The 25,302-nt window shown below is 70.4% G+C and carries 21 protein-coding genes; 8 read left to right on the top strand and 13 right to left on the bottom strand.

Annotation, left to right across the window (positions count from 1 at the left end; all coding sequences use genetic code 11):
* Positions 1–5 precede the first annotated feature (5 nt).
* Positions 6–2,288, top strand: coding sequence for an alpha-xylosidase (gene yicI / locus ACFHVL_RS13385; protein ID WP_416628015.1), 2,283 nt, complete (start codon positions 6–8; stop codon positions 2,286–2,288).
* Here yicI and ACFHVL_RS13380 read toward each other — a convergent pair.
* Positions 2,254–2,886 (bottom strand): TetR/AcrR family transcriptional regulator, encoded by a 633-nt coding sequence (locus ACFHVL_RS13380; protein WP_416628014.1) that lies wholly within the window; start codon positions 2,884–2,886, stop codon positions 2,254–2,256. The genes yicI and ACFHVL_RS13380 overlap by 35 nt on opposite strands.
* Before the next feature lie 274 nt (positions 2,887–3,160).
* Between ACFHVL_RS13380 and ACFHVL_RS13375 the strand changes: the two genes are divergently transcribed.
* Positions 3,161–4,066 carry an ABC transporter permease gene (locus ACFHVL_RS13375; RefSeq protein ID WP_416628012.1) on the top strand — a complete coding sequence of 302 codons (906 nt, stop codon included), beginning with the start codon at positions 3,161–3,163 and terminating at the stop codon, positions 4,064–4,066.
* Complete coding sequence (locus tag ACFHVL_RS13370; RefSeq protein ID WP_416628010.1) at positions 4,059–4,853, top strand: ABC transporter ATP-binding protein; 795 nt, start codon at positions 4,059–4,061, stop codon at positions 4,851–4,853. Before ACFHVL_RS13375 ends, ACFHVL_RS13370 begins: the two co-directional genes overlap by 8 nt.
* 62 nt (positions 4,854–4,915) lie before the next feature.
* Here ACFHVL_RS13370 and ACFHVL_RS13365 read toward each other — a convergent pair whose 3' ends face one another.
* From ACFHVL_RS13365 to ACFHVL_RS13345, 5 genes are all read right to left on the bottom strand, one after another.
* On the bottom strand, positions 4,916–6,511 hold the full coding sequence (locus ACFHVL_RS13365) for a glycosyl hydrolase family 18 protein (protein WP_416628009.1): 1,596 nt from the start codon (positions 6,509–6,511) through the stop codon (positions 4,916–4,918).
* 213 nt (positions 6,512–6,724) lie between these two features.
* On the bottom strand, positions 6,725–7,075 hold the full coding sequence (locus ACFHVL_RS13360; RefSeq protein ID WP_416628007.1) for a DUF2203 domain-containing protein: 351 nt from the start codon (positions 7,073–7,075) through the stop codon (positions 6,725–6,727).
* 312 nt (positions 7,076–7,387) lie between these two features.
* Positions 7,388–8,206: a pyrroline-5-carboxylate reductase gene (gene proC, locus ACFHVL_RS13355; RefSeq protein ID WP_416628005.1), complete on the bottom strand. Its 819-nt coding sequence runs from the start codon at positions 8,204–8,206 to the stop codon at positions 7,388–7,390.
* Between the two features lie 115 nt (positions 8,207–8,321).
* Positions 8,322–9,350 (bottom strand): 6-phosphofructokinase, encoded by a 1,029-nt coding sequence (locus ACFHVL_RS13350; RefSeq protein ID WP_416628003.1) that lies wholly within the window; start codon positions 9,348–9,350, stop codon positions 8,322–8,324.
* A 177-nt stretch (positions 9,351–9,527) separates the two neighbouring features.
* Positions 9,528–10,034 carry a polyadenylate-specific 3'-exoribonuclease AS gene (locus tag ACFHVL_RS13345; protein ID WP_416628001.1) on the bottom strand — a complete coding sequence of 169 codons (507 nt, stop codon included), beginning with the start codon at positions 10,032–10,034 and terminating at the stop codon, positions 9,528–9,530.
* Between the two features lie 373 nt (positions 10,035–10,407).
* Between ACFHVL_RS13345 and ACFHVL_RS13340 the strand changes: the two genes are divergently transcribed.
* Complete coding sequence (locus tag ACFHVL_RS13340) at positions 10,408–11,100, top strand: Crp/Fnr family transcriptional regulator (RefSeq protein WP_326552722.1); 693 nt, start codon at positions 10,408–10,410, stop codon at positions 11,098–11,100.
* 78 nt (positions 11,101–11,178) lie between these two features.
* Here ACFHVL_RS13340 and ACFHVL_RS13335 read toward each other — a convergent pair whose 3' ends face one another.
* The gene (locus ACFHVL_RS13335) at positions 11,179–11,409 is read right to left on the bottom strand and encodes a hypothetical protein (RefSeq protein WP_416627999.1); all 231 of its coding nucleotides are present in this window, start codon (positions 11,407–11,409) and stop codon (positions 11,179–11,181) included.
* Positions 11,410–11,677: 268 nt separating this feature from the next.
* On the opposite strand from ACFHVL_RS13335, the gene ACFHVL_RS13330 reads away from it, so the two are divergent.
* From ACFHVL_RS13330 to ACFHVL_RS13320, 3 genes are all read left to right on the top strand, one after another.
* Positions 11,678–15,205 carry an adenylate/guanylate cyclase domain-containing protein gene (locus ACFHVL_RS13330; RefSeq protein ID WP_416628062.1) on the top strand — a complete coding sequence of 1,176 codons (3,528 nt, stop codon included), beginning with the start codon at positions 11,678–11,680 and terminating at the stop codon, positions 15,203–15,205.
* Between the two features lie 200 nt (positions 15,206–15,405).
* Positions 15,406–16,392, top strand: coding sequence for a DUF308 domain-containing protein (locus ACFHVL_RS13325; protein ID WP_416627998.1), 987 nt, complete (start codon positions 15,406–15,408; stop codon positions 16,390–16,392).
* A 164-nt stretch (positions 16,393–16,556) separates the two neighbouring features.
* On the top strand, positions 16,557–17,969 hold the full coding sequence (locus tag ACFHVL_RS13320; RefSeq protein WP_416627996.1) for an alpha,alpha-trehalose-phosphate synthase (UDP-forming): 1,413 nt from the start codon (positions 16,557–16,559) through the stop codon (positions 17,967–17,969).
* A 45-nt stretch (positions 17,970–18,014) separates the two neighbouring features.
* Here the strand turns inward: ACFHVL_RS13320 and ACFHVL_RS13315 are convergent, their stop codons facing one another.
* The 6 genes from ACFHVL_RS13315 to ACFHVL_RS13290 form a co-directional block, all read right to left on the bottom strand.
* Positions 18,015–18,833: an alpha/beta hydrolase gene (locus ACFHVL_RS13315; RefSeq protein ID WP_416627995.1), complete on the bottom strand. Its 819-nt coding sequence runs from the start codon at positions 18,831–18,833 to the stop codon at positions 18,015–18,017.
* Complete coding sequence (locus ACFHVL_RS13310) at positions 18,830–20,233, bottom strand: flavin-containing monooxygenase (RefSeq protein ID WP_416627993.1); 1,404 nt, start codon at positions 20,231–20,233, stop codon at positions 18,830–18,832. Before ACFHVL_RS13310 ends, ACFHVL_RS13315 begins: the two co-directional genes overlap by 4 nt.
* A 112-nt stretch (positions 20,234–20,345) precedes the next feature.
* A complete protein-coding gene (locus tag ACFHVL_RS13305; protein ID WP_416627991.1) occupies positions 20,346–21,116 on the bottom strand; it encodes an endonuclease/exonuclease/phosphatase family protein in 771 nt (256 codons plus the stop codon).
* The gene (locus ACFHVL_RS13300; protein ID WP_416627989.1) at positions 21,113–22,060 is read right to left on the bottom strand and encodes an ROK family glucokinase; all 948 of its coding nucleotides are present in this window, start codon (positions 22,058–22,060) and stop codon (positions 21,113–21,115) included. The genes ACFHVL_RS13305 and ACFHVL_RS13300 overlap by 4 nt, the downstream gene beginning before the upstream one ends.
* Before the next feature lie 113 nt (positions 22,061–22,173).
* The gene (locus tag ACFHVL_RS13295) at positions 22,174–22,851 is read right to left on the bottom strand and encodes a hypothetical protein (protein WP_416627987.1); all 678 of its coding nucleotides are present in this window, start codon (positions 22,849–22,851) and stop codon (positions 22,174–22,176) included.
* Positions 22,852–22,860: 9 nt separating this feature from the next.
* Positions 22,861–23,322 carry an SRPBCC family protein gene (locus tag ACFHVL_RS13290; RefSeq protein WP_326552713.1) on the bottom strand — a complete coding sequence of 154 codons (462 nt, stop codon included), beginning with the start codon at positions 23,320–23,322 and terminating at the stop codon, positions 22,861–22,863.
* Positions 23,323–23,500: 178 nt separating this feature from the next.
* Here ACFHVL_RS13290 and ACFHVL_RS13285 point away from each other — a divergent pair, with 178 nt between their 5' ends.
* On the top strand, positions 23,501–25,297 hold the full coding sequence (locus tag ACFHVL_RS13285; RefSeq protein ID WP_416627986.1) for an AMP-dependent synthetase/ligase: 1,797 nt from the start codon (positions 23,501–23,503) through the stop codon (positions 25,295–25,297).
* The last annotated feature ends 5 nt before the right edge of the window (positions 25,298–25,302 follow it).

Below are 25,302 nucleotides of genomic sequence, written 5' to 3'. Positions count from 1 at the left end.
GCTCAATGAAATTCAGTCACGGCTACTGGCGGATGCGCGACGGCGTACGCCCGCTGTATCCCGCGCAGGTGCACGACGTCGAGATCGAACCAGCGGCGCTGACCGTGTACGCCCCGACCCGGCGGATCACCGGCCGCGGCGACACCCTCAACCAGCCGCTGCTCACCGTTCGCTGCACCTCCCCCGTCCCCGACGTGATCTCCGTCCAGGTGGGCCACTTCCTCGGCCGACGACCCCGGCATCCGGACTTCACCGTGGCCGCCGACCCGGACGCCGAGGTCCAGGTGACCGACGGCACCGAGTACGCCAGCATCACCTCGGGCGAGCTGACCGCCCGGTTCGCCCGAGGTGACCACTGGCAGCTGGAGTTCGTGGCCGCCGACCGGGTACTCACCGGCAGCGGCTACAAGAGCATGGCCGCGCTGGACACCGACGACGGGTCGTACGTGCGGGAACAGCTCAGCCTCGGCGTCGGCGAGACGGTGTACGGGCTCGGCGAGAGGTTCGGTCCGCTGGTACGCAACGGTCAGGTGGTGGACATCTGGCAGGAGGACGGCGGCACCAGCAGCGAGCAGGCGTACAAGAACGTCCCGTTCTACCTCACAACCGGTGGGTACGGGGTGTTCGTCAACCACCCCGGACTGGTCTCGTTCGAGGTCGGCTCCGAGGTGGTCTCCCGGGTGTCGTTCAGCGTCGCCGGGCAGAGCCTGGAGTACCTGGTCATCTACGGCCCGACGCCGCGCGAGATCCTGCGCAAGTACACCGCCCTGACCGGCCGCCCGGCCCTGCCGCCGGCCTGGTCGTTCGGACTGTGGCTGAGCACCTCGTTCACCACCTCGTACGACGAGCAGACGGTCAGTTCGTTCATCGACACCATGGCAGAGCTCGAGCTGCCGTTGTCGGTGTTCCATTTCGACTGTTTCTGGATGCGCGAGTTCCACTGGTCGAACTTCGAATGGGATCCGCAGGTCTTCCCCGAACCTGAGCTGATGCTGGACCGGCTACGCAAGCGGGACCTGAAGATCTGCGTGTGGATCAACCCGTACATCGCGCAGCGGTCGGCGCTGTTCGCCGAGGGGGCGGCGCGGGGCTACCTGGTCCGGACCACCGACGGCGACGTCTGGCAGTGCGACCTCTGGCAGGCCGGGATGGGTCTGGTCGACTTCACCAACCCGGACGCCCGACGCTGGTACACCGACAAGTTGCGGGCGTTGCTGGACATGGGCGTCGACGCATTCAAGACCGACTTTGGTGAGCGGATCCCGACCGACGTGGTCTGGCACGACGGCGCCGACCCCGAACGGATGCACAACTACTACACCCACCTGTACAACCAGACGGTGTTCGACCTGCTCCGGGAGCACCACGGCGAGGGCGAGGCGGTGCTGTTCGCCCGGTCGGCCACCGCTGGCGGGCAGCAGTTCCCGGTGCACTGGGGCGGTGACTGCGAATCCACCTTCGAATCGATGGCGGAGAGTCTGCGCGGCGGCTTGTCGCTGGCGATGTCCGGGTTCGGCTTCTGGAGCCACGACATCGGCGGCTTCGAGGGTCAGCCGGCACCGGAGGTGTTCAAGCGCTGGATCCCGTTCGGTCTGCTCTCCTCACACAGCCGGTTGCACGGCAGTCAGACCTACCGGGTGCCGTGGACGTTCGACGAGGAGGCGGTCGACGTACTGCGGATCTTCACCCGGCTCAAGGCGCGACTGATGCCGTACCTGTTCGGTCAGGCGGTGCTGGCCCACCGGGAGGGCATCCCGGTGATGCGCCCGCTGGTCGCGGAGTTCCCGGACGATCCGGCGGTGACCCACCTGGAGCGGCAGTACCTGCTCGGGGACAGCCTGCTGGTGGCGCCGGTGTTCCGGGCCGACGGGCAGGTGGACTTCTACCTGCCGGCCGGCACCTGGACCCACCTACAGACCGGTGAGGAGGTCACCGGGCCGGGCTGGATACGCCGGACGGTCGGGTTCGACCAGGTGCCGGTCCTGGTGCGCCCCGGCACGGTGCTGCCACTCGGGGCGAACACGGACCGACCGGACTACCCGTACGCCGACGGGGTGACCCTGGCGGTGTACCAGCTCGCCGACGGGCAGCAGGTGCAGGTGTCGGTGCCGGCGCTGGACGGATCCGAGGCCGCCCGGTTCGTGGTCGCCCGCAATGGTGCGGCGGTCACCGCGGACCGGGTCGCCGGGGCGGCCCTGCCGTGGCGGGTGCAGTTGGTTGGCCACGGGGAGGTCCGGGAGATGGCCGCCGACGTCACCCGGTGGCAGGGGGCACTGACGACCCGCTAGCCGGGGTGGTCAGGCCGGCGGTGACCGAGGCGGCCAGCAGCGCAACGTAGCCGCGCGGCAGCGGGGTACGGGCCACTGCGAGCCGCCAGTAGAGCGGGCCGACCATCAGGTCGACGACGAAGTCGGGACTGGTGTCGGCGGGCAGTTCGCCCCGCCGCACCGCCCGGTTCGTCACCAGGGTCCCGATCTCACGCTGGTTGTCCCGCAGGGCTGTCTGCAGGGTCTGGGCGATCGCCGGGTTGCGGGCGGCCTCGGCGAGCAGGTCCGGCACGATCTGCCCGGCCAGCGGATGGCGCAACGCCCGGGCCGCGATGGTCAGCACCAGCTCAAGGTCGCCACGCAGGGTGCCGGTGTCCGGCACGGCGGTCACCCCGACGGCGACTTCGGAGACGATCCCGATCACCATCTCGAGTTTCGAACCCCACCGCCGGTAGACGGCGGTCTTGCCGACCCCGGCGCGGCGGGCGACCGCTTCGATCGACATCCTGCCATAGCCGGCTGCGGCCAGTTCCTGCAACGCCGCAGCCCGGATCGCCTGCGTCACGTCCTCCCGCAGCACCGCCGCGCCAGCCGGTGGTCGCTTTCCGTCGCCCCGCATTCGAACGAGTGTAACCGCACGACGGTACGGTTGCGTATCGTCGTAGGCTCCCCTACCGTTTCCGTCAGGACGCGACGGTATCGTTCCGTGCCACCGGGCACGGATGGTGAGCAACGGGGGCATCGGACCCGTTCTCGCCACGGTTGACCCGGTTTCCGCGCCGCGCCCGATCGGCGATGCCGAGGGCGGCGGCCGGGGACGAGACAGGTCCCCTCGGGGGAAGGGGTGGGGGTGTGCGCGAGCGGCAACGCTGGCTGACGGAAGGACTGACGGAATGCATCAGCCAACCAGCGGCACGACCGTGACGCTGGAACCGGCCAGCGGGCCGACCTTCGCCGAGCTGGCGCACCAGCACGGCCTGGCGGTCAGTGGGGCACGACCCGGACTCGGCGCGTACCTCAAGCAGGTGTGGTCCCGGCGTCACTTCATCTGGACGTACGCCAACGCCCGGCTGATCGCCACCTACACGAACGCGCGGCTGGGCCAGATCTGGCAGGTGCTGACACCGCTGGCCAACGCCGGGGTCTACTTCCTGGTCTTCGGGCTGCTGCTGGGCACCGACCGCGGCATCGGCAACTTCATCGGGTACCTCTGCACCGGGATCTTCATCTTCACCTTCACCCAGCAGACGGTGAGCACCGCGGCCCGGTCGATCGCCGACAACCTGAACCTGATCCGGGCCATGCACTTCCCCCGGGTCAGCCTGCCGCTGACCACGGTCCTGGTCCAGGTGCAGCAGATGCTCCCCACGATGGGCGTCCTCGTGGTCATCATGCTGGCCACCGGGGAGGGGATCGACCTCAGCTGGCTGCTGGTGGTGCCGGCGTTGCTCCTGCAGACCCTGTTCAGCGCCGGACTGGCGATGATGGTCGCCCGCTGGGCGGCGCGCACCAGCGACCTGTCCCAGCTGCTCCCGTTCGTGATGCGGACCTGGCTCTACGCCTCCGGGGTGTTCTACAGCATCGACCGGTTCACCGCGGACCTGCCCGGCTGGGTCTCGACCGTGCTGCAGTTCAACCCGATGGCCGTCTACATCAACGTGGTCCGGTACGCGTTGATGGACTCGATGGGCACCACCCCCGGTTATCTGTGGCCGGCGGCGGCCGGCTGGGCCCTGGTGATGGGCGTCACCGGCTTCATCTACTTCTGGCGTGCTGAGGAGGAGTACGGCCGTGGCTGAACAGCTGACCGCCACCGGCACCGACACCCGGGTGCCCACGGTGATCGTCGACAACCTGCACGTCGTCTACCGGGTCACCACCGGTGGCGGTGGGCGTACCAGCCCGGTCGCCGCGTTGCGCCGCATCGTCACCCGCCAGCACGCTCCCTCGGTTCGCGAGGTGCACGCCGTTCGCGGGGTCAGCTTCGTGGCGTACCGAGGTGAGGCCATCGGCCTCATCGGCAGCAATGGCTCCGGCAAGTCGACCCTGCTCCGGGCGGTTGCCGGGTTGCTACCGCCGCGCCGGGGGAAGGTGTACACCCAGGGCCAGCCGTCGCTGCTCGGGGTGAACGCCGCCCTGATGAACGATCTGACCGGCGAGCGCAACGTGGTGCTCGGCTGCCTGGCGATGGGGATGAGCCCCGCCGAGGTGCGGGCCAAGTACGACGGGATCGTGGACTTCTCCGGGATCAACGCTCGGGAGGACTTCGCCTCGTTGCCGATGCGCACCTACTCCTCCGGCATGGCGGCCCGGCTGCGGTTCTCCATCGCTGCGGCGAAGAGCCACGACGTACTCATGATCGACGAGGCGTTGGCCACCGGTGACGCCGCCTTCCAGCGGCGCAGCGAGGAACGGGTCCGCGAGTTGCGGGCCGAGGCCGGCACGGTCTTCCTGGTCAGCCACAGCAACAAGTCGATCCTGGACACCTGTGAGCGGAGCATCTGGCTGGAGGCCGGGGTGATCCGGATGGACGGCCCGAGCGCCGAGGTGGTCAAGGCCTACCAGGATCACGTCAACCGCAAGTGAACGCTCCGATGCCCGGAGCCGGCGGTCGCCGGCTCCGGGCATCGACCGGGTGGTGGCGCGGGTCAGCCGAGACCGTTACGAATCGCGGCGACCAGCTCGCCGTTGCCGGTGTCGCCGGAAAGCTCCCAGAAGAACGCCCCGCCCAGCCCTTGTCCCCGGGCGTAGCTCATCTTGCCGCCGATGGTGGCCGGCGTGTCGTAGCTCCACCAGTTGCTGCCACACTTGGCATAGGCAGTGCCACCGACGGTTCCGGTGACCGGACAGGTGTTCTTGAGCACCTTGTAGTCCTCGATCCCCTGCTCGTAGGTGCCGGGCGCGGCTCCGGTGGCGGTGCCGCCGGGCGTCGTCTGGCTGACGCCCGTCCAGCCACGGCCGTAGAAGCCGATGCCGAGCAGCAGCTTGTTCGCCGGGATGCCTTTGCTCTTGAGCTTCTGGATCGCCGCATCCGACCAGAAGCCCTGCTGCGGGATCCCCGCGTACGAGGTCAGTGGTGAGTGCGGTGCGGTCGGACCCTGGGCGTTGAACGCGCCGAAGTAGTCGTAGGTCATCGGCATGATCCAGTTGAGGTTGCCGGCCGCTCCGGCGTAGTCGGTGGCGTCGATCTTGCCCCCGTTGCTGCCGTCGGCTGTGATCGCGGCGGTGACCAGCGCCGACGAGCCGAACCGGGTCCGCAACGCCGAGACCACGTTCTTGAACGCGTTGGGGCCGCTGGCGTCACAGGTCAAGCCGCAGGCGTTCGGATACTCCCAGTCGATGTCGATGCCGTCGAACACGTCCGCCCATCGCGGGTCCTCGACCAGGTTGTGGCAGGACTCGGCGAACGCGGCCGGGTTCTGCGCAGCCTGGGTGAAGCCGCCGGACCAGGTCCAGCCACCGAACGACCAGATCACTTTGAGATGCGGGTACATCGCCTTGAGCTTGCGTAGTTGGTTGAAGTTTCCGCGCAGCGGCTGGTCCCAGGTGTCGGCGACCCCGTCGACACTCTCCGCCGCCGGATACGCCTTCTCGTAGTCGGCGTAGCTTTCCCCGATGGTGCACCGACCGCCGGTGGTGTTGCCGAAGGCGTAAAGGATGTGAGTCATCTTCGCCGCGGACCCACTCGTGTGGATGTTGCGCACGTGGTAGTTGCGCCCGTACACGCCCCACTGGGTGAAGTACCCGACGACCTTCTGGCCGCCCGGTGGCGGGGGTTGCGTGGTGGGCGGCGGTGTCGTCGGCGGGGCGGTGGTGGGTGGTGCCGTCGTCGGTGCCGGTCCACCGGCGCAGGAGACCCCGTTGACGGTGCAGTTCGTCGGGGCACGGTAGGCGCCGGTGCCGACGTATCCCCAGCTGAACGAGGTCCCTGGCGCGAGGCTGCCCGCCCAGCTCTTCTTCACCGCGGTGTAGTGGGTGCCACTGCGGGTCACGTCCGCGTCCCAGAAGCTGCCGATCGTGGTGCCCGCCGGCAGGTCGAACTCGATCCGCCAGGTGCTGACCGATGCGTCGGATCCGTTGGCCACGGTGACTCTGACCTCGTGGCCGGTGCCCCAGTCGGAGGTGGCGACGAAGCCGGCCGAGATCGTGCCGGCACCGAAGGCCGCGGTGACCGGCACTGCCGCCGCGGCGGTCACCACGGCCAACGCCCCCGCCCACATGGCGCGGCGCAGTGATCTTCTCATCAGGCGTCTCCCTAAATAGTTAGGAAACTTTCCATAAAGTGCCCGAGACGCTACTCACACGCACGCCACCTCGTCAAGATGTCGATATCTCGATACCTCACCACGCCCGACGATCTTGCACTTGTCGATAGACAATTCGTGCAAAACCTCTCGATGAGCGCAAGATCGTCGAGAGGGTGGGTGGATGGGTGGGTGGGTGGGTGGGTGGGTGGATCAGATGCGGCGACGACCGGAGAACCCGCACTCCAGGCGGTGGTACCACCGGATCTCGCCGTCGCCCTCCAGCCAGCACCACAGCACCGGACGGCCGTCGAGCTCACCAGGGAAGTCGAGCAACACCGGAGCCACGCCCTTGACCTGGATGTCGTGTTCGTTCAGCTCGTCGAGGATGCCGTAGATCCGCGCTTCCAGCCCTTTCACCTCGGCCAGCCCACCGTGCGGGCTCTGCGATCCGCCGGCCAGGTCTGCGCGCAGCTCGGCGAGATCGGCGCGCAGCAGCACCAGCTCGTCGATCCGGGGACAGAGGGTGGCCATCAGGTGACGTGCCTGGGCGAGCGTGAACACGTCCGACAGTATGGTCCATCCGGCCGCTTTGCGGGCTGCCGCCAAGGCTTGCCCCGGGCCGCCGCCGGTCGCCGAGCGCCGGCGGCGGCACTGGGCGCGTCGGCGGGACGCGCCCGGTCAGCCGACCGCAGGGGGGCAACCAGGGCCGGCTCTCGACGTCGCCGCAGGGGGAAGTCACGACACGACGTCGATCTCGGTGCTCGCCGGGCTCCGGTCAGCGGGGGCGAAGATCGGACCAACACGACCACCGATGTTGCAAACGGTAGTCAACTCGACACGTTGGGCGGAAGCCCTACGGCGTGAATGAATACCTCACCCGTGCTGGGCCGCCAACTCACGGGCCCGGTCCCGGGCCGCCTCCAGCGCGGCGAGCAGCGCCGCCCGTACACCGTGGTTCTCCAACTCACGGATGGCGGAGATGGTGGTGCCGGCCGGTGAGGTGACCGCTTCCCGCAGTTTCACCGGATGTTCGCCGGAGTCGCGCAGCATCACCGCCGAGCCGATCGCGGTCTGTACGATGAGATCGTGCGCCACCTGACGGGGCAGCCCGAGCAGGATGCCCGCGTCGATCATCGCCTCGACCAGCAGATAGAAGTACGCCGGACCAGAGCCGGACAGCGCGGTGACCGCGTCCTGCTGACTCTCCGGCACCCGGATGGTGATGCCGAGCGGGGTGAACATCTCCTCTGCCAACGCCAGATGCTCGGCGGTGGCGTGCCGGCCGGCGGAGATCGCCGTCATCGCCTGATCCACCAGCGCCGGAGTATTTGTCATCACCCGCACCACCGGGGTGCCGACCGGTAGCCGGCGGGCGAAGAACTCGGTCGGCAGGCCGGCGCAGAGCGAGATGACCAGCTTGTCGGCGGGCACCTTCGGACCGATCTGGTCCAGCAGGGCGGCGGCGTCCTGGGGCTTGACCGCGACCGCCAGCACCTCGGCCCGGTCGACAGCGGTGTCATTGTCCACCACCGAGACGCCGTAGCGCACCGCGATGTCCTCGGCCCGCTCGCGTCGGCGGGTGGTGGCCATCAGCTGGGCGGCCGGCCAACCGGCCCGCAACAGGCCGGAGAGGACCAGCTCACCGATCTTGCCGGCACCGATGACGGCGATGGTGTGCGCGCCGGGAGGCATCCGTACGTCACCTTTCGTCGGAAGGCCGGGCTGAGCCGGCGGTGCCGGCTCAGCCCGGGAGCCGGGTGGGGCACCCCCGAGGAACGGGGTACGCCCCACCCGCCGCCACGATGCCTCAGCTGCCGAAGAAGACCTCGGCCTCGGTGTAGCGCTCCAGTGGCACCGTCTTGAGCTCACGGGTCGCCTCGGCCAGCGGCACCCGGACGATGTCCGTGCCCCGGATGCCGACCATCTTGCCCCAGTCGCCGTCGTTCGCCGCGTCGATGGCGTGCAGGCCGAGCCGGGTGGCGAGCACCCGGTCGAACGCGGTCGGCGTACCGCCACGCTGGATGTGCCCCAGCACCACGGTACGGGCCTCCTTGCCGGTCTTGGCCTCCAACTGCTCGGCGAGCCACTGGCCGATCCCACCGAGGCGGACATGCCCGAAGGAGTCCAGCTCCTGGTTCTGCAGGACCATCTGGCCCTGCATCGGCTGGGCGCCCTCGGCGACCACCACGATCGGCGCGTACTGCTTCTGGAAGCGCTTCTCGACGTAGGTGGCCACCTGCTCGATGTCGAACTCACGCTCGGGCAGCAGGATCACGTTCGCGCCACCGGCCAGACCGGCGTGCAGTGCGATCCAGCCGGCGTGACGACCCATCACCTCGACCACCAGGGTGCGGTGGTGGCTCTCGGCGGTGGTGTGCAGCCGGTCGATGGCCTCCATCGCGATGTTGACCGCGGTGTCGAAGCCGAACGTGTAGTCGGTGGCGTTGAGGTCGTTGTCGATCGTCTTCGGCACGCCGACCACCTGGACGCCGAGTTCGTGCAGCTTGGTGGCGACACCGAGGGTGTCCTCACCGCCGATCGCGACCAAGGCGTCGACGCCCTGGCTGGTCAGGTTCTCCTTGATCCGCTCGACCCCACCGTCGATCTTGAACGGGTTGGTGCGGGACGAGCCCAGGATCGTGCCGCCACGGGGCAGGATGCCCCGCACGTCGTCGATGCCGAGAGGCCGGCTCAGCCCCTCCAACGGTCCACGCCAGCCGTCGCGGAACCCGATGAACTCGTGACCGTAGCTGGCGACGCCCTTGCGCACCACCGCTCTGATCACGGCGTTCAGGCCAGGGCAGTCGCCACCACCGGTGAGCACGCCGATACGCATGATCCGCTCATCCTCCAGGAAACTGTGCGGTAAGCCCACTCGAGCCCCAGGAACGAAGTCCGGTCAGACCGTCGGCGTCATTGCCAGCCCGGGGCGGGCCGTCAGAGCTGCACTGTATCGGCCGGGCCGGTGACGCGCCGACCAGACCCCGAGGATCACCGGGGCCGGGGGCACCGGTCACCGCCGGTACGCCTGGCTGATCACCTGCCAGCGCGCCAGGTTGTGCCGGGCGTCGACGAGCGCGTCGTGCCGGTCGGCCACGGCGGCCGGCAGATGGGGCCGGCCGGCGTCGTCCCATCGCTGACGAAGATCCTTCGTGAAACGCGGGATCGCCCGGGGCAATGCCGGCATGGCGCCCCACAGTTGGGCCAGCGCGACATGGTCGTATGCGGCGTACCACGCCCACAGCTCGAGCTCGTCGGCCGCACCGTCGCGCAACGGGGCCACCAGGAACTCGTAGAGCTCGTCGCGGATGCGCTCCCGGGAACGCCACGCCGGGTCGGCCGGCGACGGAAGTTTGTCGAGTACGTTGCGGCGCACCCACGGGACGGCGCGGGTCGCGTCGAACTCGGTGGAGACCGCATAGAACTCCCGGCCGTGCTCGTCGACGACCCCGATCGAGACCAGGTCGACGACACGGCCGTCCTCGATGAACTCGCAGTCGTAGAAGTAGCGGTAGGTCATTGCCGCCATCCTCGCCGATGCCGACACCCGACGCCCACCGGGGTGCCGGCCGGAGCGTCACCCCCCGACGGGTCGCGCTCCGGCCGGCAACTGTTTCCCACGGCCCGATCCACCGGGCCCCCGTCCCGGCCCCCACCCACCGGCGGATCTGGCCACTAGCCTGCCGGTTTGTCGGGCACAGGACTGTCACAGAAATGATGGTGGGGGTGTACACCACGCGACACGGGAGCCATGATCTGATGTTGACACCGTTCTCCGAACGGTATCTATTTCATGTTCGCCCGTGACGGTGGCATCCCGGCCGGGTGCGATGGCGCCCTCAGCCAGATGGTGCCCTCGGTGGCGTGGTGCCTTTGGTGGGAGGGGTTGGACCGTGGAGATGCGCCTGCCGGAGCCGGGTGACGCGCTCACCGGCGTGGACATGTTCGCCGGTCTCGAGCCTGAGGTCCGGCAACGGGTGATCGCCGCCGCCGTCCCCCGCACCTATCGCAGAGGGCAGTTGCTGTTCGTGGAGAACGATCCCGGCGATTCGCTGATCGTGCTCAAACGGGGGGCGATCGCGGTCTTCCGCACCGCACCGACCGGCGAGCGGGCGGTGCTGTCGGTGATCCGCCCGCCCGATGTGCTCGGTGAGGTGTCGCTGCTGGACGCCTCCACCCGGTCCGCCTCGGCGGAGGCCATCGAGGACTGCGCCGCGTTGGCGTTGTCCCGAGGCGCCTTCATGGATCTGGTGCACTCCAATCCCCGGATTCTCGACGCGGTGATGCGCTCACTCGGCGCGTTGATCCGCCGACTCACCGAACAGAACGCCGATCATGTCTTCCTCGATCTCCCGGGGCGGGTGGCCAAGACCCTGGTGCGACTCGCCGGCGAGAGCCAGGCGCCGATGATCACCATCGAGCTCAACCAGAGCCAACTCGCGGAGATGGCCGGTGGCTCCCGGCAGAGCGTCAACCAGGCGATCGGGTCGTTCAGCAGCCGGGGCTGGCTGCGTACGGAGGGCCGGCGCATCGTGGTGACCGACGTCGCAGCCCTGCGCCGCCGGGCCGGCATGGCCGATCGCTGACCCGCCCGCCGACACCGTGCCAGCAGCGGGCGGTACGCGACGACCGCCACGTACCGCCCGACACTCGAAAGCTGCGACTCAGGGCTGGCTGCCGCCCGGCCCGGCCCAGGTGGTGCCGACCTTCTCGCCGGTCGGCCCGATCCAGGTGGTGCCGACCTTCTCGCCGGTCGGCCCGATCCAGTCCTCGGCAACCACGCCCTCCTTCTGGAGCTTGGCCAAGGTGCCGGCGTCGAGATCCACCATCTCCCCTGCGGAGTGGCCGGCGCCGGAGGCGTCGGTCCAGTCCTTCTCCAACTTGACGTACACCATGTCAGGACTCCCCTGCTCGGTCTGAACTGGCGGAACGAATGTATCCCGATACCACCGCCAGATGGACTGTCCATTAGCCAACAGCCCGGTTATGGACAGTTGACGCCTCCGGAGGTACTCGGCCGCAGGAAGGCTGTGACCTGGCCGTCCGGTCGACCCCGACGGTCAGCTGTACCGCCGCCACGCCCGGCCGGGAGGCCGCTGGCCAGGGCGGCGGGCCAGATGCGACAGTAGGCTCCCGACTCGACGCTCCTGCGAGGAGGCCGGCATCACCGCTCCCTGCGACAAGTGCGGCCGGGCCGCAGCCGAGAACGACCGCTACTGCGGCGGCTGCGGTACGGCGCTGACTCCTGTCTGTGCACACTGTGACCGGCCGCTGGCCGCGGACGCAAGCTTCTGCACCTCCTGTGGGCAGCCGCAGACCGCCCGCCGGCAGACTGAGCCGAGCCAGGAGGACCGGCGCCGGGTCAGTGTCCTGTTCATCGACCTCATCAACTTCACTCCGTATGTCGAGCGGGTGGATCCCGAGCAGGTCCGCCGGATGCAGACCAGCTTCTTCTCCGTCGTGCGCCGGGTCGTCGGCCAGTACGGCGGGGTGGTGGAGAAGTACATCGGCGACGCGGTGATGGCTCTGTTCGGCGCGCCGGTGGCGACGGAGAACGACGCGCTGCGCTGTGTACGGGCCGGGCTGGAGCTGCGCCGCGCCCTGGTCGACTTCACCGAGACCGCCGGCGACGGTCTGCGGTTCCGCATCGGGGTGGCCACCGGGGAAGCGCTGGTCGACATCGGCGCGGCCCGCGACGGCGGCCAGGCGTTCCTCGCCGGTGACGTCGTCAACACCGCCTCCCGGATGCAGTCCGTCGCGCCGCCGGGCGGATTGCTGGTCTGCGGCACCACCCATGCGCTCACCAAGGAGGTGATCCGGTACGACGCCCAGCCGGCCGTGACGCTACGTGGCCGGTCGTCCCCGACGGAGGTGTGGTTGGCGGTCGCGGTGCTCCGGCCGGCGCCGATCGACCAGCAGAGCGACGCGACCCCGCTAATCGACCGGGAGCACGAGCTGGGGCTGCTGGTCAACGCCCTCTACCGGTCGATCCGTGACCAGCGGCCGCAGGTGCTGACGGTGCTCGGCCAGGCCGGCATCGGCAAGAGCCGGCTGGTCCGCGAACTGCTGCGGCACACCGAACGGCTGGTCGACCAGCCAGTGACCTGGCGGATCGGCCGGTGCCCCCCGTTCGGCGAGAACGTCACCTTCGCCGCGCTCGCCGACATCGTCAAGGCGGAGGCCGGCATCCTCGACACCGACCTGGCGAGCGTCGCGGAACGCCGGCTCACCGCCGCTGTCGGCGCCCTGGTCGGCACGGAGACGGATCGGCTGGTCGACGCGCTGCGCCCGCTGGTCGGGCTGCCGCACCGCAACCTTCCGGCCGAGGAGACCGAGTCGGCCTGGCGACGGTTCCTGCTGGCACTGGCCGCCCGGCAACCGACCGTGCTGGTCTTCGAGGACCTGCACTGGGCGGACGGCGCGATGCTGCGCTTCGTGGAGTTGCTCAGCGCCACCGCCCGGCAGGTGCCGCTGCTGCTGCTGTGCACCGCCCGCCCGGAGCTGATCAGCCGGGACCAGGGTTGGGCCGGCACCACCTCCGGCGCGCTGACGGTCACCCTGCCGCCGCTGCGCGACAGCGGCGTCGCCACCCTCTACGCCCACATGTTCGGCGGCGTGCCGTTCTCCGCCGACCTGCTCGGCCCGCTGGTCGAGGTCGCCGACGGCAACCCGCTCTACGCCCACGAGTACGTGCGGATGCTGATGGAGCAGGGGGCGCTGCGACGCAACGGACGGGGATGGGCCCTCGACCACGGTGGTGGCCTGCCGATCCCGGACAGCGTGCACGGGGTGATCGCCAACCGGGTCGATCTCTTGGACGCCACCGATCGGGCGGTGCTGCTCGCCGCCGCGGTGGTCGGGGTGCAGTTCTGGCCGGGGGCGGTGGCCGCCGCACTGGGCCAGTCGGTGGAGCTGGTCGACCGGGCGCTGCGCCGGCTGGAGCAGCGCGACTTCGTGCACGAAGAGGCAAGTTCGGCAATGGCCCAACAGCCGGAGTTCCGGTTCCGGCACATCCTGGTGCGCGACGTGTGCTACCAGCGGCTGCCGCGCAGCGAACGGGTGGCCCGGCACGCCCGGACCGCAGACTGGCTGGACACCCTCGCCGGCGACCGGGACACCGACCTGGCCGAGGTGCTGGCCCACCATCGGTGGGCGGCCCATGAGATCGCCGACACGCTGGGCCTGGACATCCGCGGCTATGCCGACGACGTACGCGACGCCCTGCACCGGGCGGCGCGCCGCGCGTACGGCCTGCATGCCCTGGACGTGGCCGCCGGCCACGTCGAACGGGCCCTGGGTGTGGTGGACCACGGCGGCGCCAGTGGGCGGGCGCAGCGGCTGCAACTGGAACTGCTCGACGAGGAGATCGCGTTCCTGCGCAACGGCCCGGCGTTCCTCGCCGCCGACGGCGAGGAGAAGCTGCGTACGCTGGCCGATCAGCTCACCGCGATCGGTGACCAGGGCTGCGCGGCCCGCGCCTGGACGCTGCTCGGGCGGGCCGCGTGGCTACGGACCGACCGGGACGCGGCGCTGCGCTGCCTCGACCGGGCGGTGGAGCTGTTCGACGACCTGCCCGACAGCGACCAGAAGGCCGACGCGTACGCCGAACTCGGCCGGCTGCACATGCTCAACCTGGAGCGGGATCCGGCGATCTCCGCAGCCGGCGCCGCGGCTGACATCGCCGAACGTCTCGGTCTCGCCGAAATGTCGATCAACGCGCGGATCACCGTCGCGATGGCCCGCTACCAGTCCGGTGAACGCTGCGGCCTCGACGAGCTGCGCGCCGCCACCGACATGTGCCGGGAGCAGCAACTGCTGGCGCTGCCCCGGGCCCTGCAGAACCTCTCGTACGCGTTGTGCGAGGAGGGCGACTGGTCCGGCGCTCAACAGCTGATGGCCGGCGCCGCCTCCGGATCCGGGCTGAGCACCGGCTACTCGGGTGAGGCGATGCGGGCCTACTTCGCCGGGGACTTCGCCGCGTTCCTCGCCGCCGCCGACGTCTTCGTGGAGACGCCCAGCGGCCGGTGGGACATCCAGGTACGCGGTCTGCGGTCCTGTCTGCGGGTGCTGTGCGGCGAACCGGTGCCGGTGGCCGGGGCCGGTGGCAACGACGACATCGCCGACGCGGTACAGACCGCCCGGGACAGCGGGTTCCGCCGGCCGTACTGGAACAGTCTCGGGCTGGGAGCACTGTGCCGGGCGCTGCAGGGTCGTACCACCGAGGCCGCGGCGCTGCTCGACGAGTTGGACGGGTCCTGGTCCAACGTGACCGCGTTGGCCAGCGGCGAGTGGATCGCCGCCGCCGCGTTCGCCGCCGCGATCAGTGGACGGGACACCGCGGTGCGGGTGCGTTCGATGCTCGACCGGCTCCGGTACCGCACCCCGTGGGCCGAGGCCGCGCTGCACACCGTCAGTGGTGCGGTCGCTTCCGCCGACGCCGACCACCGGCGGGCCGCCGAGTTGCACGGTGCGGCCGCCGCCGGCTTCGGCGAGATCGACGCCACCACCGACCGGATGATCGCGCTGGCGTTGGCGGTGCGTTCCTGGCGGCAGGCCGGTGACCGGGACGCCGGGGCGGCGACCCTCGCCGAGGTGCAGGGGTTCGCGTTGCGCAACAAGGCACCTCGGCTGCTGAGCCTGGGCTTGCGAGACGCCAGCGGGTACGGCTGGTCGCCCACCCTGGCTTCGTGACGGTGGGTGGTCAGCCTCCGGCCCGTCCGCGCCGCCGGGCGACCCGACTGGCGGAGCCGAGTCCTCAGCGCGGGCACGGCGCGCCACAACGCACTCCCGCAACCCCCTCCCGGCGTGTCACGATTCAGGGACACGGCACGCCCGACCGGGGCACGCCGGTAGGGACAGGGCGCGACGGCGGCCGGTGAGGAGCGGATTCGGTGTCTGCGGGTGGCGCACGCCGGGGGCGGCGGGACAACGGCCTCGACGCATCCGAGTACGCGGTTGCCGGCGACGTCGATCCGCGGGTCGGTGAGCATCTGCTCGACGTTCTCGCCGCCGGTGGGATCGCCGCCTACCTGCAGCCGTCCTCGGACGTCAATCCGGTGACCCGCACCACGACGGTGCCGGCCCGGCCGGTCGACCGGCTCTTCGTCGACCGAGTGCACCTGGACACCGCCCGCGGCTATCTGGTGCAGCTCGGGGAGGACAGCCCGACGGTGCCGGGCAAGCGGGCCGGCAACGGGCCCGGCGACGCACCCGACTACGATTCCGGCCCGCCGGCAGGTCGGGGTCCGGTGCCGGACGCCGACGCGGTCTGGGCCGGAATCATCGCCAGCTACCACGCGCCGGCCCTGACCGACCCGACCGCCGCGCCCTGGCCGGCGGCCGAGGACCTGCCGGCCGTGGATCCGGGGCGCGACGGCACCGGTGACGCCGCGACCCGGGCCGGGCAGGCCGGCACTGGTGCGGCGACCACCGACGACCCCGGCGGCGAGATCGCGGAACGCGACAGCACGGATCGGCCGGCCGGGCCCGAGCCGACGCCGTCGGGCACCAACCCGCCCGATCCGCTGCCGTGGGCCGTGGGGTTCACCAACATCTCGGTGGGACGACACGGCGACGAGCCGTCGCTGCTGGAAGGGTTGGACACCTTCGGCTCACAGTTGCCCGACGAGCCCGAAGAGGGCTACACGCCACCGCCACCGCCACCACTGCCGCAGGTCTCGCCCGCTGCGGTCCTCGGGGTACTGGCGATCATCGCCGGCTTCATCCTGTTCGTCTTCCCGACGGTTCTTCCGGTGGATCGAGGGCTGGCCATCCTGCTCGGTTTCGCCGGCGTCGTCGGTGGCTTCGTCACGCTGATCTGGCGACTACGGCCGGACCACGACGAGGATGAGGGCCACGACGACGGCGCTGTCGTCTGAACTGACCAGCGGATGGCGAAAAAATAGATTCATTGACGACTGTGGTCACTGTGTAACACTCGCGTAACTTGGTCTCAGTAGGAATAATTCCGGTAGTCAATCCCTCACGAGTTCGTGATCACTCGCCATGCGCGGCAGCCGCCGCAGCGAAACGAGGTCCCCTCATGCGTCAGAGTTCCCTCGTCGTAGTGGCCAACCGGCTTCCGGTTGACGACACGGTCGCGCCCGACGGGGCGTGCGAATGGCGTCGAAGCCCCGGCGGCCTGGTCAGCGCCCTCCATCCGATCCTGCAGCACACCCCTGCCACGTGGGTCGGGTGGGCCGGTGGCACCGGCCCCGCGCCGAGCCTGCCGGACATCGACGGTGTCCGCATGCACACCGTCGCTCTGTCCCAGGAGGACATCCGCGACCACTACGAGGGGTTCGCCAACGCGACGCTCTGGCCGCTGTACCACGACTCCGTCGAGCAGCCCGCGTACCACCGCAGCTGGTGGGAGGCGTACCAGCGGGTCAATCAACGGTTCGCCGAGGCGGCGGCGGCCGCCGCCGAGCCGGGTGCGCTGGTCTGGGTTCAGGACTATCACCTGCAACTGGTGCCCGGCATGCTGCGGGCGTTGCGCCCCGACCTGCTGATCGGCTTCTTCCTGCACGTGCCGTTCCCGCCGCCGGAGTTGTTCATGCAGTTGCCCCGCCGGGCCGAGCTGATGCTGGGCATGCTCGGCGCGGACCTGGTGGGCTTCCAACGGGCCCAGGCCGCGCACAACTTCGCCCAGCTGGCCACGAAGGTGCTCAAGGTGCCGGCCACCGACCGGCGGATCGCCATCGACGACCGGGTGGTGCGCATCGGTGCCTTCCCGGTCTCCATCAACATGTCTGAGATGGAATCACTCGCTGCCCGGCCCGACGTGGCGGAGCGGGCCCGCCAGCTGCGGTCCGACCTGGGCGACCCGCAGCACGTGATTCTCAGCGTGGACCGGATGGACTACACCAAGGGCATCGAGCAGCGACTCAAGGCGTACAGCGAACTGATCGCCGACGGCCACATCAAGGTGCGCGACATGGTGATGGTCCAGGTGGCGGTACCCAGCCGGGAGCGGGTCGAGCAGTACCGGATCCTGCGCGACCGGGTCGAGCGGGAGGTCGGTCGGATCAACGGCGAGTTCGGCCGGGTCGGTGAGCCGGCGATCCACTATCTCAACCAGTCGTTCAGCCGGGCCGATCTCGCCGCGCTGTACCGGGTCGCCGACATCATGGCGGTGACCCCGTTGCGCGACGGCATGAACCTGGTCGCCAAGGAGTACGTCGCGGCCCGGGTGGAGAACGACGGTGCCCTGCTGCTCAGTGAGTTCGCTGGCGCGGCCGCCGAGTTCCAGCAGGCGTACCTGGTCAACCCGCACGACCTCGACGGTCTCAAGTTGACGCTCATGCACGCGTTGGAGGCGTCTCCCACCGACATCGCCGACCGGATGCGGTCGATGCGTGACCACCTGCGCATCCACGACATCCGCGCCTGGGTGCACGGCTATCTGACCGCGCTCGACCGCACCGGCTCACTGGCCGCCCGGCTGACCGTCTGAGTCAGGTGGCTCCGCCGGCGGACCGGGGACCAGCCCCCGGTCCGCTCAGTCGGATCCCTTGTCCAACCAGTCGAGGATCGCGTCGACCGGTTCCGACCATCGGGCGTCGAGCATCAGGTCGTGACCCATCTTGGGAAACAGCAGCGGCGCACCGCCGAAGCGACGGGCGGCCTGGTTCAGCGCCGACACCGGCACCACCTGATCGTCCGGACTGCCCAGCACCAGCACCGGCGGGTCGCCGACAGCTGGTTCGAACCGCTGCCGCGACAGCAGCCGCCACTGCGCGCGGGCCGAGGCCCGACCGAGACGATCGACATAGGAAGCGGCCACCGCGGTGGGCAGCTCCCGGCTGAACAACTGGCCGGCGCGCAGCCGCAGCGCTGCGCCGAACACCGCCGGCAGGGTGCCCATCGGGTTGCGCAGCAACGCCGTGCCGAGCAGCGGCCAGCCGCCGAGTACCGGCGCGGCCAGCACGGCCGCCCGCGCCGGGTAGCGCGCCAACGCGTGCGACACCAACAGCGCGCCGGCGCCGTGGCCCACCAGCACCGCCTGTCGCGGCAGTCCGGCCGCGGCCTGCACGACGTCGTGCACGTACGCCCGGATCGTGGCGTCCGGTGCCGCGGCGCTGGCACCGTGTCCGCGCAGGCTGACCGCGTACGCGGGGAAGCCCCGGTCGGCGGCGCGCTCCAGCCAGTGTTCGGCGAACACCCAGGCACCGTGGCCGAAGCCGGGAACGAACAGCACCGGCGGCTTGCCGTCGTCGTGCAGCACGTCGGCGCGTAGCACTTCGCGGCGTACCGCCGGCACCGGGTCGCTCCACTCCCGGGTGCGGACGATGCGGGTACCTCGCGTGGTCCGGCTCACCGGGTCGCCACCTCCAGACTGTCCATAGCTGACTGAAGTGCGCGCAGGTAGGTGAGCTGGCTGACCTCGAACTGGTGCCGGGGTGAGTCGCTCACCTTGCCGTCGTGCCAGTGCCGGCCGGCCTCGGCCTGGATCCGGGCGGCCAGCGTCGCGGTGGCACCCGGATCCGCCATCCGGGTACGCAGCCAACGGGCCACGATCACGCTCTGCCAGTGGATGAGTGGGAAGATCCCGGAGTCGGGCTGCGGCAGCCCGACCACCGACAGGGTCGGATGCTCCCGGGCGAAGGCGTGCAGGTACAGCTGGGGCCGCCCGTCCGGGCCGGCACCGAGCAGTCGCGGGTCGAGAAAGTCGAATCTCGGCTGGTAGCCGGTGGCGAGCACCACGAGGTCGGGATCGATCTCGCTGCCGTCTGCGAGCTCGACCGCGTGACGCCGGAACCGGGCCACGTCCGGCACCGGCCGGACCGTGCCGTGGCCGACGTGGTACACGAGCTGGCTGTTGACGATCGGATGACTCTCGAAGACCTGGTGATCCGGTGCCCGCATCCCGAACCGGGTCAGGTCGCCCACGGTGAGTCGCAGCATCCGCTGGTAGATCCACCGACGTAGCACCAGCGGCAGCCGCATGGCCAGCAGCCGGGCGTTGACCTGATCGCTGGGTCGACCGAGGACGTACTTGGGGGTGTACCAGTAGCCGCGGCGGGTCGAGTGCCAGCAGTGGGAGGCCTGCTGCCCGGCCTCGACCGCGATGTCACATCCGGTGTTGCCGCCGCCGATCACCAAGACCCGGCGGCCACGGAGCTGGGTGGCGTCGTGGTAGGCCGACGCGTGGACGACCTGTCCGGTGAAGTCGGACAGTCCTTCGTAGTCGGGCTGGTTCGGTGCCCAGTTGTGTCCGTTGGCGATGATCACCGCCGAATAGCGCTGGGTGCGCTCGGCACCGTTTCCGCCGGAGCTGCGGGTGGTCACGTCCCACCGGTCGCCCTCGGCCGGCACGACCCGGACGACCTCGGTGCCGAACCAGATGTGCCGGCGAAGATCGAAATGATCGGCGTACCGTTCCAGATAGCGCAGCAACTGGCTGTGGTGCGGATAGTCCGGCCAGTCGTCCGGCAACGGAAAGTCGGGATACTGGCTGAACGGCTTCGACGAGATCAGGTGGGTGCTGGCGTACACCGGACTGCGGTCGTGCCGCCAGTTCCAGGCACCGCCCACCCCGGTCTCCCGCTCGTAGCAATCGACCCCGAAGCCCTGTTCGCGCAGGTTCTTGACGGTGCACAGCCCGCTGGCCCCGGCACCGATGACGCAGACGTTCTCACTCTGCTCGGTCATCGAGCGTTCGTCTCGCCACTGGGCGGCACCGGTGACGGAACTGTCGTGGTCAGCGGAACGAGGCACCGGCAATCTCCTTCGTACGGCTGCGAAATCGTGCCGGCTAGCCGCCCTGCTTGTCCAGTCCCCGGCCCGAATCCGGCAGTGACCGCCCGAATCCGCCAGTCCCCGGCCGCGCTCAGGCGGTGGCCGGGTGGTGCGCGGGCAGGATCAGATCGGCGACCACCGGCAGGTGGTCGCTTGCCCGTCGCGACACCGCCGTGTCCACCACGGTGTACCCGGCCACCCGCACCCGGGGGTCGGCGAACATGGCGTCGAGGCGTCGACGTGGTCCGGCGCACGGGTACGTGCAGACGTCCCCCAAACCGGCCGTCTGCGCCACGTCGGTCAACCCGGCGGTGACGATCTGCCAGGTCGACGCGGCGTCGCCCGGCGTGGTGACACCGGCGTCGGTCGCCGACGGCGGTGTGTCGTTGACGTCCGCGCCGAGAATCACCGGTTCGTCGACCAGCGCACAGGCCGCACGCAGCAGACGCGCCTGCCCCGGGCGTTCGGCAGGGTCGGTGGACAGGTGCGACCCCGCCACCACGAACCGGGTCGGTCCCAGCGCGCAGCGGGCGAAGACGGCACCGCGCACGTGTCGGCCAGGGGTGAGTGGGAAGCGGACCGACCAGGTGTCGAGCACCCGTACCCGCAGGGTGGTCAACACCAGATTGCCCAACGCCGGCGGGCCGCCCTCGCCCACGACCATGCCGAAGTCGGCGGCCAGGGCCGCGGACTTGGTCCGCCAGCGCCAGCGCCGGGGCGCCTCCTGCAGGATCGCCACGTCCGGCGCGACCGAGCGGACCACGTCGACCAGCGCGGCCCGGTCGTCGCGCTGGCCGTGGATGTTGTACGTGAGCACCCGCAACCGCACGTCGGTCGGTTCGGACGCCGGGGGCGGGTTCACAACCGCCGGGCCAGGTCCGCGGCGCCTACCACGCCGGCGGCGTTGCCCAACTCGGCCGGGCGGACCTGTGCGACCGGAATCCGTACGCGTTGCGCCAGCGCCTCGTGGTACGCCCGGTTGGCGGGTCCCAGCAGCAGGTCCCCCGCCTCGATCACACCGCCGCCGATCACCATCACCTCGGGGTCGAGAATCTGGGCCAGGTCCGCCAGGCCGATGCCGAGCCAGCGGCCGATCTGCGCGAACGCCTCGCAGGAGACCGGGTCACCGGAGCGGGCCGCCGCGGTCACCATCGGACCGGTGATCGCGTCGGCGGCGCCGCCGGCCAGGGTGAGCAGGATGGTGGCCCGGTCGGGTTCCTGGCGTGCCCCGGCGCGGGCGAACCGCACCAGGGCGTTGCCGGAGGCGTACTGCTCGATGCAGCCGTGCCGTCCGCAGCCGCACTGGTGTCCGTCCGGCACGGCGAGGGTGTGGCCGAGTTCAGCGGCGATGCCGTGCGCCCCACGGACCAGCTCGCCGCCGTACACGATGCCGCCACCGATGCCGGTCCCGACGGTGAACATCACCATCGAGTCGGCGGCGTCGCGCCCGGCGCCGTAGCGGAACTCGGCCCAGGCGGCGACGTTCGCGTCGTTCTCCACGGTCACCGGCAGGTTGACCGCCGCACTGACGTAGTCGCGTAGCGGCTCGTTGCGCCAGGCGATGTTCGGAGCGAACAGGACCGTCGAGCGCTGCGCGTCGATCCAGCCGGCGGCACCGATCCCGACCGCGGTGACCGGGTGGGTGGCGGCAAGTTCTAGTACCACCTCGATGATCACGTCCCGGGTCTTGGCCACGTCGTCGGCGGGTGTCTCGTGCCGAGTCTGGGCCAGAACCTCCCCGTCCGGATCGACGACCCCGCCGGCGACCTTGGTGCCACCGATGTCGACTCCGATGGTCAGCGTCACCGCTGCCGCTCCCCTCTGCTGTGCTGTTCGCGCGCGCCGGTGTCCCCACCGGGACCGGTCCGCCGGTCGAGGTGGGGCAGCCGGGCCCGGCCGGACCTGGATCAGGTCGGTCTCTACCCCGGCAGGCCGGGGTCCGGCGGTGTAGCGGGGCCAGTCCGTCGCGGGTCCGGTACGGCGGCGTCCGCGCCCGGTGCCCCCGGGTCGGCCGCCCCGGCGCGGTCGCCGCGGCTCTGGACTGGTGGTGCGCCCGCCCCGGCGACGTCGACGGGGGCGTTCGTCGCGGCTGACCAGACGTCCCGATCATCCGCTGAGCCCGAATCATCCCTGGTCTGGGTGGCCCGGCGCCACACCTCGTCGTCCGAGGTGGTCCGGCCGGACGGGGGATCGTGTTTTCCGGGTGTCGAGTTCCTGGCCTGCTGATCGGGTCCGGAGGGGTCCGGCCCGGCCCGCTCGGGTCCGGAGGGGTCCGGCCCGGTGGGGTCCCTGTCCGGCGCGAGCGCCCGCAGCAGGCTGGTCACGCCGGCGGCGAAGTCGCCAGCACCGGTGGCCAGCCGTTCGGCGAACTCGGGGCTGGGATCACGCATCGCGGTGATCGCCCGGCAGATCGGGCAGACGCAACAGGCGGGTTCCCCGGTGGCCACCGCAGCGGCACCGCCGAACAGGTCCCGGGCCAGCCCGAGACCGGCCGCGCCGTGGCGCTGTCCCTGGGCGGCCAGCCGCGCCATCGCCAGAGCGGTCGCCACCAACCGCTCCGCCTCGACCCGCGCCGAGTGTGCTTCGGATCCCGCCATCTGCGCCCCCTACCCGGTTTCCGCGGTGCCGAGTTGCTCCACCCGGCGCTTGAGCTGCGTCAGGGCGGCATCCATGATCATTTTCTCGGCCTTGCGGCGGAACATCCCGAGCATCCCGACGGAGAGGTCCACCTCCAGCGTGTACGTCACCGTCGTGGTCCCGTCGCCGTTGTCCTCGATGTCGTAGGACCCCACCTGGCGACGCTGCATCCGGGACGGCTCAGCCAGCCGCCACTCGATGCGGGACAGGTCCTCGGCGTACTCGTAGATCAGCGTGTACTCGTCGGCGAGCACCCCCGCGTCGAGCGCGAAGAGGACCTCACGCGCGTAGCCGTCCTCGTATTCCTGGCGCACCTCGACCCGGTCCAGCGCCTCGGTCCACTCCGGGTAACACGCGAAGTCGCAGATAACCGCCGTGACCCGGGACGCGGGCGCGGCGACGACTATCGACTTGGTGGAGGACTCCGCCATGAGGGGCAGGCTACCCGGTACCAGGGCAAGATCAAGCCAGCGCCCGGTAACGGTCGTTGTCGGCCCGGGCGACGGGCTGACCGCGCAGGTCATCGGCCGCCCGGTAGGTTGCGGGTAGCCGGAAGTCCCACCCCCCGGGCACCGGCACAACTCAGCCCGCGAGCGCGAGGGAGTGCAGGTGCGCGAGTTCTCCGTACCACCGGTGGTCACTGTCGGTGACGCGGCCACGCTGACCGATCCCGTCTGGGACAACGCCGAGACGGCTCCGGACGCGGTCCAGTTCACCCGGCCCGGACCGGCCGGTCAGGTGGAGGTCACCTGCCGGCAGTTCCGCGACGAGGTGGTGACCGTGGCCCGGGGCCTGATCGGCGCCGGCGTCGGTGCCGGGGACCGGGTCGCGCTGATGAGCAAGACCCGGTACGAGTGGACCCTGCTGGACTACGCGATCTGGTCGGTCGGCGCCGTCACCGTCCCGATCTACGAGACGTCCAGCGCCGAGCAGGTCGCCTGGATCCTCGCCGACTCCGGCGCGGTCGCCTGCGTGCTCGAGACCAACGCACACGCGATCACCCTGGCGTCGGTACGCGACCAGCTGCCCGCGCTGCGGGAGGTCTGGCAGGTGGATACCGGCGGCGTCGACGAGATCACCGGGCGCGGCGCGACAGTCGACGCGGCGCAGGTCGACCGGCGCCGGCGCGACCTGCGCGCCACGGACACCGCCACGATCATCTACACCAGCGGCACCACCGGGCGACCGAAGGGCTGCGTCCTCACCCACCGCAACATGTACGCGGACATCGCCAACGCCGTACCGGGACTGCCGAACCTGTTCCACGAGGGCGCGTCGACCCTGCTGTTCCTGCCGCTGGCCCACTCGTTCGCCCGGCTGATCCAGATCGGCGCGGTGCACGCCCGGGCCACCATGACGCACGCCGCCGACCCGAAGAACCTGGTCGCCGATCTGGCCCAGACCCGACCGACCTTCGTCCTTTCGGTCCCCCGGGTGTTCGAGAAGGTCTACAACGCGGCCAAACAACGGGCACACCGCGACGGTAAGGGTGCGATCTTCGACCGGGCGGACCGGACCGCGGTCGCGTACAGCGAAGCCCTCGACGCCCCCGGCGGACCGGGACTCGCGCTGCGCGCCCAGCACGCCCTGTTCGACCGGCTGGTCTACCGCAAGCTGCGGGCCGCGCTCGGCGGTCGATGCCGCACCGCGATCTCCGGCGGCGCGCCGCTGGGGGCCAGGCTGGCGCACTTCTTCCGCGGCGTCGGGGTCACCGTCTACGAGGGGTACGGGCTGACTGAGACCTCTCCGGCCGTCTCGGTGAATCTGCAACACGCCATCCGGATCGGCACCGTCGGCCGGCCGCTGCCCGGGGTGAGTGTGCGCATCGCCGACGACGGCGAGGTCCTCGTCTCCGGTGACCTGGTCTTCCAGGGCTACTGGAACAGCCCGCAGCAGACCGCCGAGGTACTCACCGACGACGGCTGGTTCCGCAGCGGGGACCTCGGCCAACTCGACAGCGACGGATTCCTGACCATCACCGGCCGGAAGAAGGATCTGATCGTCACCGCGGGCGGCAAGAACGTCGCGCCGGCGATGCTGGAGGATCGGCTGCGTGCCCACCCGCTGGTCAGCCAGTGCGTGGTGGTCGGCGACCGCCGGCCGTTCATCGCCGCGCTGATCACCATCGACGAAGATGCCTGGCCCGGCTGGCTGGAGCGCAACGGCCACCCGGCCGGGCAGACCGTGGCGCAGCTGTCCGACGAGCCGACGCTGCGGGCCGAGATCCAACTGGCCGTCGACGAGGCCAACCGGGCCGTCTCGTCCGCCGAGTCGATCCGGCAGTTCCGCATCCTGGGCCGGGACTTCACCGAGGCGACCGGCGAGTTGACCCCTTCGCTGAAGGTGAAACGGGCCGTGATCCATGACAATCACGAGGCCGAGATCACCAAGATCTACGGGAGCTGACTACC

This window comes from Micromonospora sp. LOL_023, assembly GCF_048060115.1.
Taxonomy (GTDB): domain Bacteria; phylum Actinomycetota; class Actinomycetes; order Mycobacteriales; family Micromonosporaceae; genus Micromonospora_E.
This window is presented reverse-complemented; position numbering and strand designations above follow the sequence as displayed.